Here is a 14180-nt window from a genome sequence, read left to right as displayed (position 1 = left end):
CCGGCGCTGCAGGCATCAGCGCTTTTCGAACACCGCGATGCTTTCCACGTGCGCGGTATGCGGGAACATGTCCATCGCACCGGCGCTGACCAGGGTGAAGCCCTGTTCGTTGACCAGATAGCCTGCATCGCGGGCCAGCGAGCCCGGATGGCAGCTGACATAGACGATGCGCTTGAACTGCTTCAACGGCAGCTGCTGCAGCACTTCGATGGCGCCCGAACGCGGCGGATCCAGCAGCAGCTTGTCAAAGCCCTGGCGCATCCAGGCCGTGCTGCGCTGGTCCTGGGTGAGGTCGGCGCTGTAGAACTGCGCGTTGGCCAGCCCGTTGCGCTCGGCGTTCTCACGCGCACGCGCCACCAGCCCGGCGTCGCCTTCCACGCCCACCACTTCGCGCACCTTGCGCGCCAGCGGCAGGGTGAAGTTGCCCAGGCCACAGAACAGGTCCAGCACCCGCTCGTCGGCACCCGGTTCAAGCAGGTCCAGCGCGTGGGCGATCATCTTCTCGTTGAGCTTGGCATTGACCTGGATGAAATCCAGCGGACGGAACGCCAGTTCGACATCCCACGGCGCCAGCCGGAACGAAAGCGCCACGCTCTGCCCGTCCAGCGGCTGCACGGTATCCACGCCGCCCGACTGCAGGTAGATGACAAAACCGTGCTGTTGGCCAAAGGCCGCCCAGGCGGCACGATCGGCATCACTCAGCGGCTGCAGGTGGCGCACGGTCAGCACCACGGCCTGGTCACCGGCGATGAACTCGATCTGCGGGATGTCGCGCTTGCCATCCAGGGATTCGATGAAGGTCGACAGAACCTCCACCTTGGTGCCGATCTCGGGGATCACGGTCAGGCACTGCTGCAGGTCCGCGACGAAGCGCGGGTCCTGCTCGCGGAAGCCGACCAGGGTCTTGTCCTTCTTCTCGACCCGGCGCACCGAGAACCGGCCCTTGCGGCGGTAGCCCCAGCTGTCACCCACCAGCGGCGGCAGCACGGTGCCCGGCTTCACATGGCCGATGCGCTCCAGGTTATCCATCAGCACGCGCTGCTTGGCGACGATCTGCTGGTCTTCGTCCAGGTGCTGCAGCACGCAGCCGGCGCAGGTGCCGAAATGCGGGCACTTGGGGGTCACCCGCTGCGGCGAGGCCTGCAGCACTTCCACCGTGCGCGCCTCATCGAAGTGGCGGCTGCGGGCGGTCTGTTCGGCCATCACCACTTCGCCCGGCAGGGCGCCGCTGATGAAGGTGACCTTGCCGCCCTCGCCTTCACGGCGGGCAACACCGCGACCATCATGGCTGAGGTCGAGGATCTCGGTCTGGAAGGGAGTACGGTCGATACGGGAGCGGGATCGGGCCACGTGGCAACAGGCTGCGGGCAAAAGTGGGGGCGTATTGTCGCAGATCCTGACCAGCAGGGCCGCTGGCCGCTTGCGCCCGCCGCCGCCGTGCTTGATGATTGACCCCAGCTGACATGGAGGCAGCCCTGATGCAGATGACCCCGCGGGCCAGTCGACCCCGCTTCCTGCTTGTCGAGGACGACATCATCAGCCGTGGTTTTTTCAAAGCGGCGTTGGAAACGTTACCAGCGGATGTGGACACCGCCGACTCACTGGCCAGCGCCCTGGCGCGCGCCGAGCCCGGTGCCCACGATCTGTGGCTGATCGACGTCAACCTGCCGGATGGCAACGGTGCCCAGCTGTTGCACCAGCTGCGCCGCTCGCACCCGGACACCCCGGCGCTGGCGCATACCGCCGACGGCGATGCTGCCATTCACGCCCGCCTGCGCGAGGCGGGTTTCAGCGACACCCTGGTCAAACCGCTGGGCCGCGACCAACTGCTGAAGGCGGTCCGTCGCGCGTTGGTCAACAGCCCCGCCGGTTCCACGGTGCCGCCGGCGGCGGTCGAGCTGGCCCTGGAGGACTGGGACGAAACCGCCGCCCTGGCCGCGCTCAATGGCCAACGCAACCACCTGATCGCCCTGCGCGAGCTGTTCCTGGCCGAACTGCCGGGCGTGCGCGATGCGGTCGAACAGGCCGTGGACCAGCATGACGAGCGCCAGCTGCGCAGCCAGCTGCACCGGTTGCAGGCCAGCTGCGGGTTCGTGGGTGCAGCGCGACTGGCACGTGCGGTACGGCAGCTGCATCACACGCCCGAATCGGGGCAGGCACAGGCGGGGTTCCGCGCGGCGGTGGCTGCCCTGCTGCACTGAGGGTTGGTCGGCAGGGCTGCGCCCTGCACCTGCAGAGGCAACAGCCGGAGCAACGGCAACAGCCAAAGCGGCTTCCTGCGGGATGGCGGGGCACTGTGGGTTTGCGGGGACGCCGTGAACCCATCCATGGGGGCTTGGTCGCCGCATCCATGCGGCTCACACCCCGCAAACCCACAGCGCCCCGCCTTCGACAATTCCCCGAATGCTGGTAGATCCACGCCATGCGTGGATGAATCTCCATCGAAATCGAATATTTCGATATTGGATCGAAGAGCATCCACGCATGGCGTGGATCTACGTGTCGACCAAGGTCGACACCTACCAAGAGCAGGCCATGCCATCCCGACAGATTGCGGAGATCTGTCGAAGGCGGGGTGGGTCCGGTTGCGGGGGTGTCCGCGGCATGGATGCCGCGGCCAAGCCCCCAGGGATGGGTTTACGGCGTCCCCCGCTACCGGGCCCACCCCGCCTACCCACGGATAGCCAGCTTTTGCCGTTGACGTTGACGTTGATTCGGCAGGTGCAGGGCGCAGCCCTGCCGGGCACCCTACCCTCAACGCCTGGGCGCGAGCTGCTCGAGCATTTCCCAGGATTTCAGGCCGCGTGGCCCGAGGTGATGGGCCAGCACCCGCCGCATCGGCAGGCGCAGGCTGGCCAGATCGGCGGCTTCCGGTTCGTCGTCGGCTGCCAGGGCCAGCAGTGCCGAGCCGGTAGCCGCTGCGCGACGCTCGCCGCCACGCTCGCTGAGCAGGCGCTGCGGTCCTTCCTGCGGGTCCAGTTCATAGCGCGCCGCCGGGTCAATCGGCTGGCCATCGCTGGCGGTCTCCAGATCGAAACCCACGCCCAGCGCCGCCAGCAGCTCGCGTTCGAAACGGCGCAGGGTCCAGGCCAGTCCGGCCCCCACGGCCAGGCGCGCACGCGCCTCACCAAAGGCCAGGTACAACTCCGGCAGCGGGTCCTGGCGCGGTGCCAGGCGCAGGGTCAACTCGCTGAGATAGAACCCGGCCAGCATGGCCTGGCCGAGCAGGCGCGGCGCCACATCCAGCGCCTCAGCACCGCGCAGCTGGGCCAGTTCGCCACGCTGCAGCGCGCTGAAGCGGATCCACTGCAGTGGCTGCAGGGCCGCTCGCAGCACCTGGCCCTTGGCCGTGGAAACACCGCGCGCGAGCAGGCCGATCCGGCCGTGCTCGGCGCTCAATACCTCGACCAGCAGGCTGGTCTCGCGATAGGCCCGCGCATGCAGCACGAAGCCGGTGTCGTCCTCGATCAGCATCGAAGCGACCGTCGCGGCTTATTCGTAGCCGAAGGCCTTCAGCGCGGCCTCGTCATCGGACCAGCCCTCACGCACGCGCACCCAGGTTTCCAGGAACACCTTGGCCCCGAACAGACGCTCCATCTGCAGGCGGGACTTGGCCCCGATCTCCTTCAGGCGGGTGCCGCCCTTGCCGATCACGATCGCCTTCTGGCCTTCGCGCTCGACCCAGATCACCGCACCGATGCGCAGCAGGTTGCCGTCCTCGGTGAAGCGCTCGATCTCCACCGTGGTGGCGTACGGCAGCTCTTCGCCCAACTGGCGCATCAGCTGTTCACGCACCAGTTCGCCGGCCAGGAAGCGTTGGCTGCGGTCGGTGATCTCGTCTTCGCCGAACATCGGCGGGGCTTCCGGCAACAGCGCCAGCACGTCACGGACCAGGGCTTCCAGGCCGTTGCGCTTCTGCGCCGAAATCGGATGCACCGACGAGAAATCACGGCCGGCGGTCACTTCCTGCAGGAACGGCAGCAGTGCGCCCTTGTCCTTCATGCGGTCGATCTTGTTGACCACCAGCACCACCGGGATACCGGCGTCGCGCAGCACGTTGAAGGCCAGGCTGTCCTCTTCGTCCCAGCGACCGGCTTCGATCACCAGCAGGCCGGCGTCGACGCCTTCCAGCGAGCCGCGGGCAGCGCGGTTCATGACCCGGTTCATCGCCCGCTTCTGCACCTTGTGCAGGCCGGGCGTGTCGACCAGCACCAGCTGCCCTTCCGGATAGGTGGCGATGCCCAGCAGGCGGTGACGGGTGGTCTGCGGCCGGTTGGACACGATGCTGACCTTGGCCCCGACCAAGGCATTGGTCAGGGTCGATTTGCCCACGTTGGGGCGGCCGATGACGGCCACGCTGCCGCAATGATGGGGAGTTTGTTCGCTCACTTGGAATCCAGTTGTTCAAGGACGGCCGCAGCCGCTTGTTGTTCGGCAATCCGCCGCGAGGAGCCTTCGCCCTCGGTGCTGGCGGCGGGGTCGGCTACGTTGCAGCGTACCCGGAAGTGTTTGGCGTGGTCGTCACCGGATTCTGACACCAGTTCGTACTGTGGCAACGCCTTCTGTCGGCCCTGCAGCCATTCCTGCAGGCGGGTCTTGGGGTCCTTCTCCGGTCGCCCGGTGGCCGGCAGCGCCTCCATCGAGGCGGCAAACCAGGGCAGGACCATCGCCCGGCAGGCTTCAAAACCCACGTCCAGGTAGATCGCAGCAACCACGGCCTCGAATGCATCGGCCAGGGTCGAGTCGCGGCGATGGCCGCCGGACTTCATTTCGCCGGGGCCCATCGTCAGCCGGTCACCCAGCTGCAGGGTCCGCGCGATCACCGCCAGCGCACCCTCGCGCACCAGCTCGGCGCGGGCGCGGGTCATCGCGCCTTCGTCCGCCTTGGGCCAGCGCAGGTACAACGCCTCGGCGACCATCATGTTGACGATGCTGTCGCCAAGGAACTCCAGCCGCTCGTTATGCGGCGCGCCGGCACTGCGATGGGTCAGCGCCTGCTTGAGCAGGTCTGGATCGCGGAAGGCGTGACCGATCAGGTCTTCACGTTGGAAAGATTTATTCGGCACCGCTACGGGTCAGGTCCTGGGAAGAATCGAATTTGCCAACCACATCCAGGTTGCCGACCAGTTGGCGGCGCACTTCGTAGTTGACCTTGAGGGTCCAGCCATTGTCGCGACGGTCGAACTTGACGTTGGCCGGCTTCACGTTGTCCGAGTAGTTGATGTACAGCCGCTTGAAGAACAGTTCCTGGATGTTGGCCGGCGCCATGCTGCCGATGCCCGGTTCCTTGGCCAGGCTCTTCATCGCCGAGCGCACCGCGTAATACTCCTGGTACATCGGGAACAGCTTCATGCCGATGTAGAGGAAGAAGCCAACCACGATCAGGACCGTCAGGAACGAGGTCAGGGTCATGCCGCGCTGCGTGTTCATCGTCTTCATTGCGTTCTCCCCAGATACGCGAGTGGATGTGAAGTCAGTTGATGCTCGAGCCGATCCGCGACGGTTCGAAGCCGTCCTTGCAGAACCAGCCCTGGCAGTTCAGCCAGATCAGGAATGCCTTGCCGCGCAGGTTCTCTTCCGGCAGCAGGCCCCAGAAACGGCCGTCGTCGCTGTTGTCGCGATTGTCGCCCATCACCAGGTACTTGCCGGCCGGCACGGTCCACTGGCCCTGGCCACGCGGATAATCGGTCTCCAGCACGGTGTGGGTGCGGCCCGGCAGGTGCTCGACCAGCAGGTTGGCGCCCTCGCCCTGACCCTTGTGGCCAGCGTAGATGCCCTTGTTGTCGTACTTCAGCGGTTCGCCGTTGAGGATCACCCCGTCGCCTTCGAACACGACGGTGTCGCCTGGCACGCCGATCACGCGCTTGATGAAGTTCTCGCCCTTGGCCGGGTCGTTGTCGCCATGGCCGGGGAAGTGGAACACCACCACGTCACCACGGGCCGGATCGCCGACCGGCACGAAGCGGGTATTGGTGATCGGCAGGCGCAGGCCATAGGAGAACTTGTTGACCAGGATGAAATCGCCGATCAGCAGGTTCGGCATCATCGAGCTGGACGGGATCTTGTACGGCTCGGCGATGAAGCTGCGCACGATCAGCACGATCGCCAGCACCGGGAAGAACGCTCGCGAGTAGTCCACCAGCACCGGCTCGGTGTCGAGCAGGCCGGCGCGCTGGGCGCGACGCTTGGCCAGGTACAGCTTGTCGGCCAGCAGGATCAGGCCGGAGGCCAGGGTCAGCACGACCAGGAGGATCTCAAACAGTTTCATTCAGGGTCCTTTGCAACGTCACCGGACGATCGGCCCGAAGGCCGGTTTCGGGGCTTATTTGTTGTCCATCTGCAGCACGGCCAGGAAGGCTTCCTGCGGAATTTCCACGCGGCCGACCTGCTTCATGCGCTTCTTGCCTTCCTTCTGCTTTTCCAGAAGCTTCTTCTTGCGCGAAACGTCGCCACCATAGCACTTGGCCAGAACGTTCTTGCGCATGGCCTTGACCGTGGTGCGCGAGATGATCTGCGAGCCGACGGCGGCCTGGATGGCCACGTCGAACTGCTGGCGCGGGATCAGGTCCTTCATCTTCTCGCACAGCTCGCGGCCACGACGATCGGCATGGCTGCGGTGCACGATCAGCGACAGCGCATCGACCTTGTCGCCATTGATCAGCACGTCCACGCGCACGAACGGACCGGCATCGAAGCGCACGAAGTGGTAGTCCAGCGAAGCATAGCCACGGCTGACCGACTTCAGCTTGTCGAAGAAGTCCAGCACCACTTCGGCCATCGGCAGCTCGTAGCTGATCTGCACCTGGCTGCCCAGGTAGTTGATGCCGAGCTGGCTACCACGCTTTTCTTCGCACAGCTTGATGATGTTGCCGATGTACTCCTCGGGGGTGAGCACGTTGGCGCGGATGATCGGCTCGCGGATCTCCTGCACATGGTTCACCGGCGGCAGCTTGGCCGGGTTGTCCATGTTGATGATCGTGCCATCGGTCTTCAGGACTTCATACACCACCGTCGGCGCGGTGCTGATCAGGTCCAGGTTGTATTCGCGTTCCAGGCGTTCCTGCACGATTTCCATGTGCAGCATGCCGAGGAAGCCGCAGCGGAAACCGAAGCCCATCGCTTCGGAACTTTCCGGTTCGAAGCGCAGCGCGGCATCGTTCAGGCGCAGCTTGTCCAGCGCTTCGCGCAGGTCCGGGTAATCCTCGGCATCGACCGGGAACAGGCCGGCGAACACGCGCGGCTGCATTTCCTGGAAGCCCGGCAGCGGCTTCGGTGCCGGATCGCCGGCCAGGGTCAGGGTGTCGCCGACGGGAGCGCCGTGCACGTCCTTGATGCTGGCGGTGACCCAGCCCACTTCGCCCGCGCGCAGTGCCGGCAGCACCTTGCGCTTGGGGGTGAACACACCGACGTTGTCGACCTGGTGGTTGCGGCCGGTGGACATCACCTGCAGCTTGTCACCGGCCTTGATCTCGCCCTGCATCACGCGCACCAGCGAGACCACGCCCAGGTAATTGTCGAACCACGAGTCGATGATCAGCGCCTGCAGCTTGTCGGTATCGCGCGGCACCGGCGGCGGAATGCGATGCACGATCGCTTCCAGCACGTCGACCACGTTCAGGCCGGTCTTGGCGCTGACCGGCACGGCGTCGCTGGCATCGATGCCGATCACGGCCTCGATCTCGGCCTTGGCGCGCTCGATATCGGCGGTGGGCAGGTCGATCTTGTTGATCACCGGCACCACTTCCAGCCCCTGCTCCACCGCGGTGTAGCAGTTGGCCACCGACTGCGCTTCCACGCCCTGGGCCGCATCGACCACCAGCAGCGCGCCCTCGCAGGCGGCCAGCGAGCGGCTGACTTCATAGGAGAAGTCGACGTGGCCGGGGGTGTCGATGAAGTTCAGGTGGTAGGTCTGGCCGTCCTTCGCCACGTACGGCAGCGACACCGACTGCGCCTTGATGGTGATGCCACGTTCGCGCTCGATCGGGTTGGAGTCGAGCACCTGCGCTTCCATCTCGCGGGCCTGGAGGCCGCCACAGAGCTGGATGATGCGGTCGGCCAGCGTGGACTTGCCGTGGTCGACGTGGGCGATGATGGAGAAGTTGCGGATGTTCCGCATCGAATCAGAGGACATAGAGAGGTGGCGGCGGCGCGCGGCGTCGTCAGGGTAACGGTCGATTATCGCATGCCCGGAGGGCAGCCGCGTGGTTAGCCTGCCGGCACGGCCCCGGAATGGCCGAAGCCCCGCCAGGGCGGGGCTTCGGGGACACCACGAGGGCCGCCGTGAAGGCGGCCATCGGTTGTTACGGGCCGGCCTTGACCGCGACGAAGGCGCTGTTGCCGCTGCCGGTACGGACCAGCAGCATGACCACATCGCCCTTCTTGTAGCCGGACAGCGCGCGGTTCAGGGCTTCAACGCTGCCGACCGGGGTACTGGCCACCTGCAGGATCACCATGCCCCCGGACAGGCCGGCATCACGGGCGCCCTCGCCCTTCACGGCGGTGATGCGGACACCTTCGCCCGCCTCCAGGCCCAGCTGCTTGCGCTGCGGCGCAGTCAAGTCGGCAACGTCCAACCCCAGCAGGGCATTGGCGCCGGCCTGCGGAGCCGCCGTGTCATTGCCTGCGGACGGGCTGCGGGCATTGCCCTGCGCGTCCTCGGCCAGAGCGGTCAGGGTCGCGCTCAGGTCACGCGGCTTGCCATCGCGGATCACGCCCAGGTTGACGCGGCTGCCCGGTGCCATCGCACCGATCAGCGGCGGCAGATCGGACCAGCTGTTGACCGGCGCACCGTTCACCGTGCGGATCACGTCACCGATCTTGACCCCGGCCTTGGCCGCAGCGCTGTCCGGCACGATCTGGTTGACCAGCGCACCGCGGCTGTCGGGCAGGCCCATCGCCTGCGCCTTCAAGCCGTCGATTTCCTGCACCACCGCGCCGAGCTGGCCACGGGTGACCTTGCCGGTCTTCTTGATCTGCTCGACCGCGCTCATCGCCAGATCGATCGGGATCGCGAAGCTGATGCCCATGTAGCCACCCGAGGCCGAGAAGATCTGCGAATTGATGCCGACCACTTCACCACGGGTGTTGAGCAGCGGGCCGCCGGAATTGCCCTGGTTGATCGCCACGTCGGTCTGGATGAACGGCACATAGCGCTGGTCCGGTCCACCGGTGTTGCGGCCGAGGGCACTGACCACGCCAGCGGTAACCGAGTGGTCGAGGCCGAACGGTGACCCGATCGCGACAACCCACTGACCGGGCTTCAGGCTGTTGGAATCCCCCACGCGCACGGTCGGCAGGTTCTTGCCGTCGATCTTCAGCAGGGCGACGTCGTACTGCTGGTCACTGCCGATCACCTTGGCGGTGAACTCGCGACGATCGCCGAGCTTGACCCTCACTTCGCTGGCGTCGGCGACCACGTGGTAATTGGTCAGCACGTAGCCGTCAGGCGAAATGATGAAGCCCGAGCCCATGCCGCGGCCCTTGATGCTGGGGCCGCCGTCCTGCCCGCCAGGGCCCTGCCCGGGCATCGGGAAATCCGGGCCGAAGAAGCGGCGGAAGAACTCGGGCATCTCGTCATCACCCGGGCCCATGCCGCCCCGCGCCTGGCGGTTGCTGCGGACGATGGTGGTGTCGACGTTGACCACACCGGGGCCGACCTGCTCAACCAGGTTGGTGAAGTCAGGCAGACCGCTGACCAACGGCTGCGCCGGTGCGCGTGGGGCCGCAGCAGCGGCGGCGGCCTGCGGCTGGGCGGCAGGCGCCGCCGGTTGGGCACAGGCCACCAGCGGCAGGGTCAGGGCGAACAGGCCAATGGCATGCGTGCGGAGTCGGGGAGTCATCGGACGGCAACCTCCGGGTCGGATGGAAAGGGAAAGAAGCGCCCCGCTGGCGGCGGGGCGTGTGACGTTACCCGGCTCAGTCGCGCGGGCGCTGCGGCGCCGGCAGGTCGTCCTGCAGGCGTGGCTCGAACGGATAGAACGCAGCGCCACCGGCATGGGCCGGGAAACTGGCATTGAGGGCACCACCGGCGGCGGGCGCCAGGCTGGAGCGCGGCCACGGCCGTGCCTGCAGATTGCCGACCTCGCCAAAGGGCAGATTGCGCGCGCTACCGGCGGGCATGGTCGGGGTCAGCGGCGCCTGGCTGGCAACCGCGCGCAGCGGTGCGTCATCGCGCTGGGCCACGCGTGCGGCCTGCTGGCTGCGGGTGGCGCTGGCGCGGCGCACATCCTGGCGACGGCTGGCGGCGGCCATGGCCACCGCCGGCACGCTGGCCACGGCCATCGCAGCAGTGTCCACCGACGCCTCGGTGACGGCAGCCGGTTGCTCCGATGCCGGCGGCAACTGCGCCTGGCTGGCGATCACCTGCGGTACGGAGACATCCACCGGCGGCGCCTCCTGCAGTTTTTCGCGGCCGACGAACAGCGCTACGGCGGCAACCGAAGCGGCCAGCGCACCGCCGCCCCATGCACGCCAACCACTACGGCGGGCCTGACGCTTCGGCTCGGCCAGCGGTGCGGGCTCGGCGGCGATGGCGGCAGCCACGGCGGCGCTGAAACCGGCCGGTGCCAGCAGCGACGCCTGACCGCGCATGACATCACCCAGCAGCTGCCAGCGTTCCTGGCAGCCAGCCAGTTCCGGATCGTGTTCCATGCGGCGCACCAGGAAGCGCGCCTCGTCTGCCCCCAGCTCGCCGTCGACCAGCGCCGACAACTGCTGGCGATGGCGTTCGTCCAGGCGTTGCCCGGCGGGAGACTGGTGGTTGTGCGATTCGTTGTTCGGAATGCGGGTCATATACGGTTCTTCTCGCGGGTGGCACTGCCGATGTCCAGCAGCGGCCGGAGTTCGGTGTCGATCGCCTCGCGCGCCCGGAAGATCCGGGAACGCACGGTGCCGATCGGGCACCCCATCTTCTGCGCGATTTCCTCGTAGCTCAGGCCTTCCACCTCGCGCAGGGTGATTGCCGACCGGAGTTCTTCCGGCAGCGCGTTGACGGCCTTCATCACCGTCTGTTCCAGTTCCTGGCGCATCAACTCGCGCTCGGGCGTGTCGGTGTCGCGCAGGCGTGTGCCGCTGTCGAACTGCTCGGCGTCACCGATGTCGATGTCATCGGTCGGCGGGCGGCGATTGTGCGAAGCCAGGTGGTTTTTGGCGGTGTTCACGGCGATCCGATGCAACCAGGTTGAGAACTGGGCGTCGCCGCGGAAGCTTCCAATCGCACGGTAGGCACGGATGAAAGTGTCCTGGGCCACGTCCTGACATTCACTCCAGTCGGCGATGTAGCGACCGACCAGGGCCACGACCCGATGCTGGTACTTGCGCACCAGGACATCGAAGGCGGCACTCTCGCCGTGCTGCACGCGCCGGACCAGTTCCAGATCCAGCTCCTGAGGTGTATCAACATCGGCCATGAGGGGCCGCACTCCTGTCAGCCCAACCGACGTCGGGCAATGAGACTGCCAATCCCGGGAAAAGTTCAGTCGCCGATCACCTGGCGCCGCACCAGCTTTTAACCACCGTTCCGTTAACGTTCCGGTCCAAGGCCTGCGATCCGGGGCGCCACACCCCTGCTATTGGGATTTGACGCGGGGGAAACAACCTCTGGATCATAGCCCCCTTCTCCATACACAACCGGATGGAACGTCCATGCTCTCAAGCTTCGATGGTCTCCGCTTCAGCCACTGGCACCCCGAGATCCGCGACGATGGCGTGGTGGTCCTCTCCCTGGATCGTCAGGACAGCAGTGTCAACGCAATGTCGCAGGATGTGCTGCTGGAGCTGGGCGACCTGCTGGAGCGCATCGCCATGGACCCACCGAAGGGCGTGGTGATCCAGTCCCTCAAGAAGGCAGGCTTCATCGCCGGTGCCGACCTGAAGGAGTTCCAGGAGTTCGATCGCCGCGGCACCGTCAACGACGCCATCCGCCGCGGCCAGTCGACCTACCAGAAGCTGGCAGAACTGCCCTGCCCGACCGTGGCCGCCATCCATGGCCATTGCCTGGGCGGCGGTACCGAGCTGGCCCTGGCCTGCCGTTATCGCGTTGCATCCAATGACAGTTCCACCCGCATCGGCCTGCCGGAAACCCAACTGGGCATCTTCCCGGGCTGGGGTGGCAGCGCGCGCCTGCCGCAGCTGGTCGGCGCACCGGCGGCGATGGACATGATGCTGACCGGACGCACGTTGTCGGCCTCGGCCGCACGCGGCATCGGGCTGGTCGACAAGGTGGTGGCACCGGCCGTCGTGCTCGATACCGCCGTGGCGCTGGCACTGTCCGGCACCACCCGCCCGTTCAAGCAGCGTGCGCTGGCCTGGGCGACCAATACCTGGCCGGCACGCCAGCTGCTGGCCCCGCAGATGGTCAAGCAGGTCGCGCGCAAGGCGAAGAAGGACCAGTACCCGGCGCCGTATGCGTTGATCAGCACCTGGCAGCGCAGCGGCGGCAAGCCGGTGCAGGCACGCCTGGATGCCGAACGACGCGCCGTAGTGAAGCTGGCCAGCACGCCGACCGCGCGCAACCTGATCCGCATCTTCTTCCTCACCGAACGCCTGAAGGGCCTGGGCGGTGGCGATTCCGGCATCCGCCACGTGCACGTGGTCGGTGCCGGCGTGATGGGCGGTGACATTGCTGCGTGGGCCGCCTACAAGGGTTTTGAAGTGACCCTGCAGGACCGCGAGCAGCGCTTCATCGACCCGGCCATGGAACGTGCACAGGCACTGTTCGCCAAGAAGGTGCGTGACGAGAGCAAGCGCCCGGCCGTCGCCGCGCGCCTGCGTGCGGACCTGGAAGGCAATGGCGTGGCGCAGGCCGATCTGGTCATTGAAGCGATCATCGAGAACCCGGAAGCCAAGCGTGCGCTGTACCAGACGCTGGAGCCGAAGATGAAGCTCGACGCGTTGCTGACCACCAACACCTCGTCGATTCCGCTGGTGGAGCTGCGCGATCACATCCAGCGCCCGGCGCAGTTCGCCGGCCTGCATTACTTCAACCCGGTGGCCCAGATGCCGCTGGTGGAGATCATCCATCACGACGGCATGGCGGCCGAAACCGAGCGTCGCCTGGCAGCCTTCTGCAAGGCGCTGGGCAAGTTCCCGGTGCCGGTGGCCGGCACGCCCGGTTTCCTGGTCAACCGCGTGCTGTTCCCGTACATGCTGGAAGCGGCCACCGCATACGCTGAAGGCATTCCGGGCCCGGTGATCGACAAGGCGGCGGTGAAGTTCGGCATGCCGATGGGCCCGATCGAACTGATCGACACCGTGGGCCTGGACGTGGCCGCTGGCGTGGGCAAGGAACTGGCCCCGTTCCTGGGCCTGCAGATTCCGGCGGCGCTGCAGACAGTGGAACCGGACAAGCGCGGCAAGAAGGATGGCCAGGGCATCTACACCTGGGAGAACGGCCGGGCCAAGAAGCCGGACGTGGCGCGCGACTATCAGGCGCCTGCCGATCTGGAAGATCGCCTGATCCTGCCGTTGTTGAACGAGGCGGTGGCGTGCCTGCACGAAGGCGTGGTGGCCGACGCGGACCTGCTGGATGCGGGCGTGATCTTCGGTACCGGTTTCGCACCGTTCCGCGGCGGTCCGATCCAGCACATCCGTGCGGTGGGTGCCGATGCCATCGTGGAGCGCCTGAAGGCGCTGCAGCAGCGCCACGGTGACCGCTTCGCACCACGCCCGGGCTGGGACAACCCCGTCCTGCGCGAACCAGTGGTGTGAGTTGATCGGCCGGGCCTGCGGCCCGGCACCTGCAGAGGCAACAGCCGAAGCCAGAGCCGGAGCAACAGCCGGCTCTGGCTTTTCTGTTTGTTGGGCGGGGGGGGGGGGGGGGGGGGGGGGCCCCCCCCCAACCCCCCCCCGGGGGGGGGGGGGGGCCCCCCCCGCGGCCCCCCCCGCCCCCCCCCCCCCCCCCCCGCCCCACCCCTGACAGTTTCCCGGTGACGGTCGGTGACCTTCGATTTCCGGTAGGTGTCGACCTTGGTCGACACGCTTGATCCACGCCATGCGTGGATGCGAGCGAAGCGACCAGCATTTGATTTTGATTTTGATTTTCTTTTTCTTCTCCGTGGCTGGACGGCACCCGGAAACTTTCAGAGGCCGGGCGGGTGGGTGGCGCAGGACCGTTGGCGCCATGGATGGCGCCATCGAGCCCCCATGGACGGGTTTACGGCGTGTCCTGCGCCACCCACCCG

Annotated in this window: 12 protein-coding genes; 2 read left to right on the top strand and 10 right to left on the bottom strand. The window is 66.8% G+C overall.

Annotation, left to right across the window (positions count from 1 at the left end; translation table 11 throughout):
* Positions 1 to 15 precede the first annotated feature (15 nt).
* On the bottom strand, positions 16 to 1350 hold the full coding sequence (gene rlmD, locus M2299_RS19210) for a 23S rRNA (uracil(1939)-C(5))-methyltransferase RlmD (RefSeq protein WP_280884844.1): 1335 nt from the start codon (positions 1348 to 1350) through the stop codon (positions 16 to 18).
* A 128-nt stretch (positions 1351 to 1478) separates the two neighbouring features.
* Here rlmD and M2299_RS19205 point away from each other — a divergent pair, with 128 nt between their 5' ends.
* A complete protein-coding gene (locus M2299_RS19205) occupies positions 1479 to 2201 on the top strand; it encodes a response regulator (protein ID WP_025879186.1) in 723 nt (240 codons plus the stop codon).
* 553 nt (positions 2202 to 2754) lie between these two features.
* On the opposite strand, the gene recO is transcribed toward M2299_RS19205, so the two are convergent.
* The 9 genes from recO to rpoE form a co-directional block, all read right to left on the bottom strand.
* Positions 2755 to 3474 carry a DNA repair protein RecO gene (gene recO, locus M2299_RS19200; protein WP_180830849.1) on the bottom strand — a complete coding sequence of 240 codons (720 nt, stop codon included), beginning with the start codon at positions 3472 to 3474 and terminating at the stop codon, positions 2755 to 2757.
* An 18-nt stretch (positions 3475 to 3492) separates the two neighbouring features.
* Positions 3493 to 4389: a GTPase Era gene (gene era / locus M2299_RS19195; RefSeq protein ID WP_025877117.1), complete on the bottom strand. Its 897-nt coding sequence runs from the start codon at positions 4387 to 4389 to the stop codon at positions 3493 to 3495.
* Positions 4386 to 5066: a ribonuclease III gene (rnc, locus tag M2299_RS19190; protein ID WP_032977092.1), complete on the bottom strand. Its 681-nt coding sequence runs from the start codon at positions 5064 to 5066 to the stop codon at positions 4386 to 4388. Before rnc ends, era begins: the two co-directional genes overlap by 4 nt.
* A complete protein-coding gene (locus M2299_RS19185) occupies positions 5056 to 5439 on the bottom strand; it encodes a DUF4845 domain-containing protein (protein WP_025877113.1) in 384 nt (127 codons plus the stop codon). Before M2299_RS19185 ends, rnc begins: the two co-directional genes overlap by 11 nt.
* A 34-nt stretch (positions 5440 to 5473) precedes the next feature.
* Positions 5474 to 6268 carry a signal peptidase I gene (gene lepB / locus M2299_RS19180; protein WP_025877111.1) on the bottom strand — a complete coding sequence of 265 codons (795 nt, stop codon included), beginning with the start codon at positions 6266 to 6268 and terminating at the stop codon, positions 5474 to 5476.
* A gap of 54 nt (positions 6269 to 6322) precedes the next feature.
* Complete coding sequence (gene lepA / locus M2299_RS19175) at positions 6323 to 8116, bottom strand: translation elongation factor 4 (protein ID WP_080148860.1); 1794 nt, start codon at positions 8114 to 8116, stop codon at positions 6323 to 6325.
* A 184-nt stretch (positions 8117 to 8300) separates the two neighbouring features.
* On the bottom strand, positions 8301 to 9839 hold the full coding sequence (locus M2299_RS19170) for a DegQ family serine endoprotease (protein ID WP_280884843.1): 1539 nt from the start codon (positions 9837 to 9839) through the stop codon (positions 8301 to 8303).
* Positions 9840 to 9915: 76 nt separating this feature from the next.
* Positions 9916 to 10791, bottom strand: a complete 876-nt coding sequence (locus M2299_RS19165; protein ID WP_280884842.1) for an RseA family anti-sigma factor — start codon at positions 10789 to 10791, stop codon at positions 9916 to 9918.
* Complete coding sequence (rpoE, locus tag M2299_RS19160) at positions 10788 to 11408, bottom strand: RNA polymerase sigma factor RpoE (protein ID WP_280884841.1); 621 nt, start codon at positions 11406 to 11408, stop codon at positions 10788 to 10790. Before rpoE ends, M2299_RS19165 begins: the two co-directional genes overlap by 4 nt.
* 235 nt (positions 11409 to 11643) lie before the next feature.
* On the opposite strand from rpoE, the gene M2299_RS19155 reads away from it, so the two are divergent.
* Positions 11644 to 13707, top strand: coding sequence for a 3-hydroxyacyl-CoA dehydrogenase NAD-binding domain-containing protein (locus M2299_RS19155; RefSeq protein ID WP_025877101.1), 2064 nt, complete (start codon positions 11644 to 11646; stop codon positions 13705 to 13707).
* Positions 13708 to 14180 lie beyond the last annotated feature (473 nt).

Origin of the sequence: Stenotrophomonas sp. 1278 (assembly GCF_029892765.1) — a bacterium.
In the GTDB taxonomy this organism is placed as follows: Bacteria; Pseudomonadota; Gammaproteobacteria; order Xanthomonadales; family Xanthomonadaceae; genus Stenotrophomonas; species Stenotrophomonas indicatrix.
Note: the sequence above shows the minus strand (reverse complement) of the source record. Positions and strands in the feature narration are given on the sequence as shown.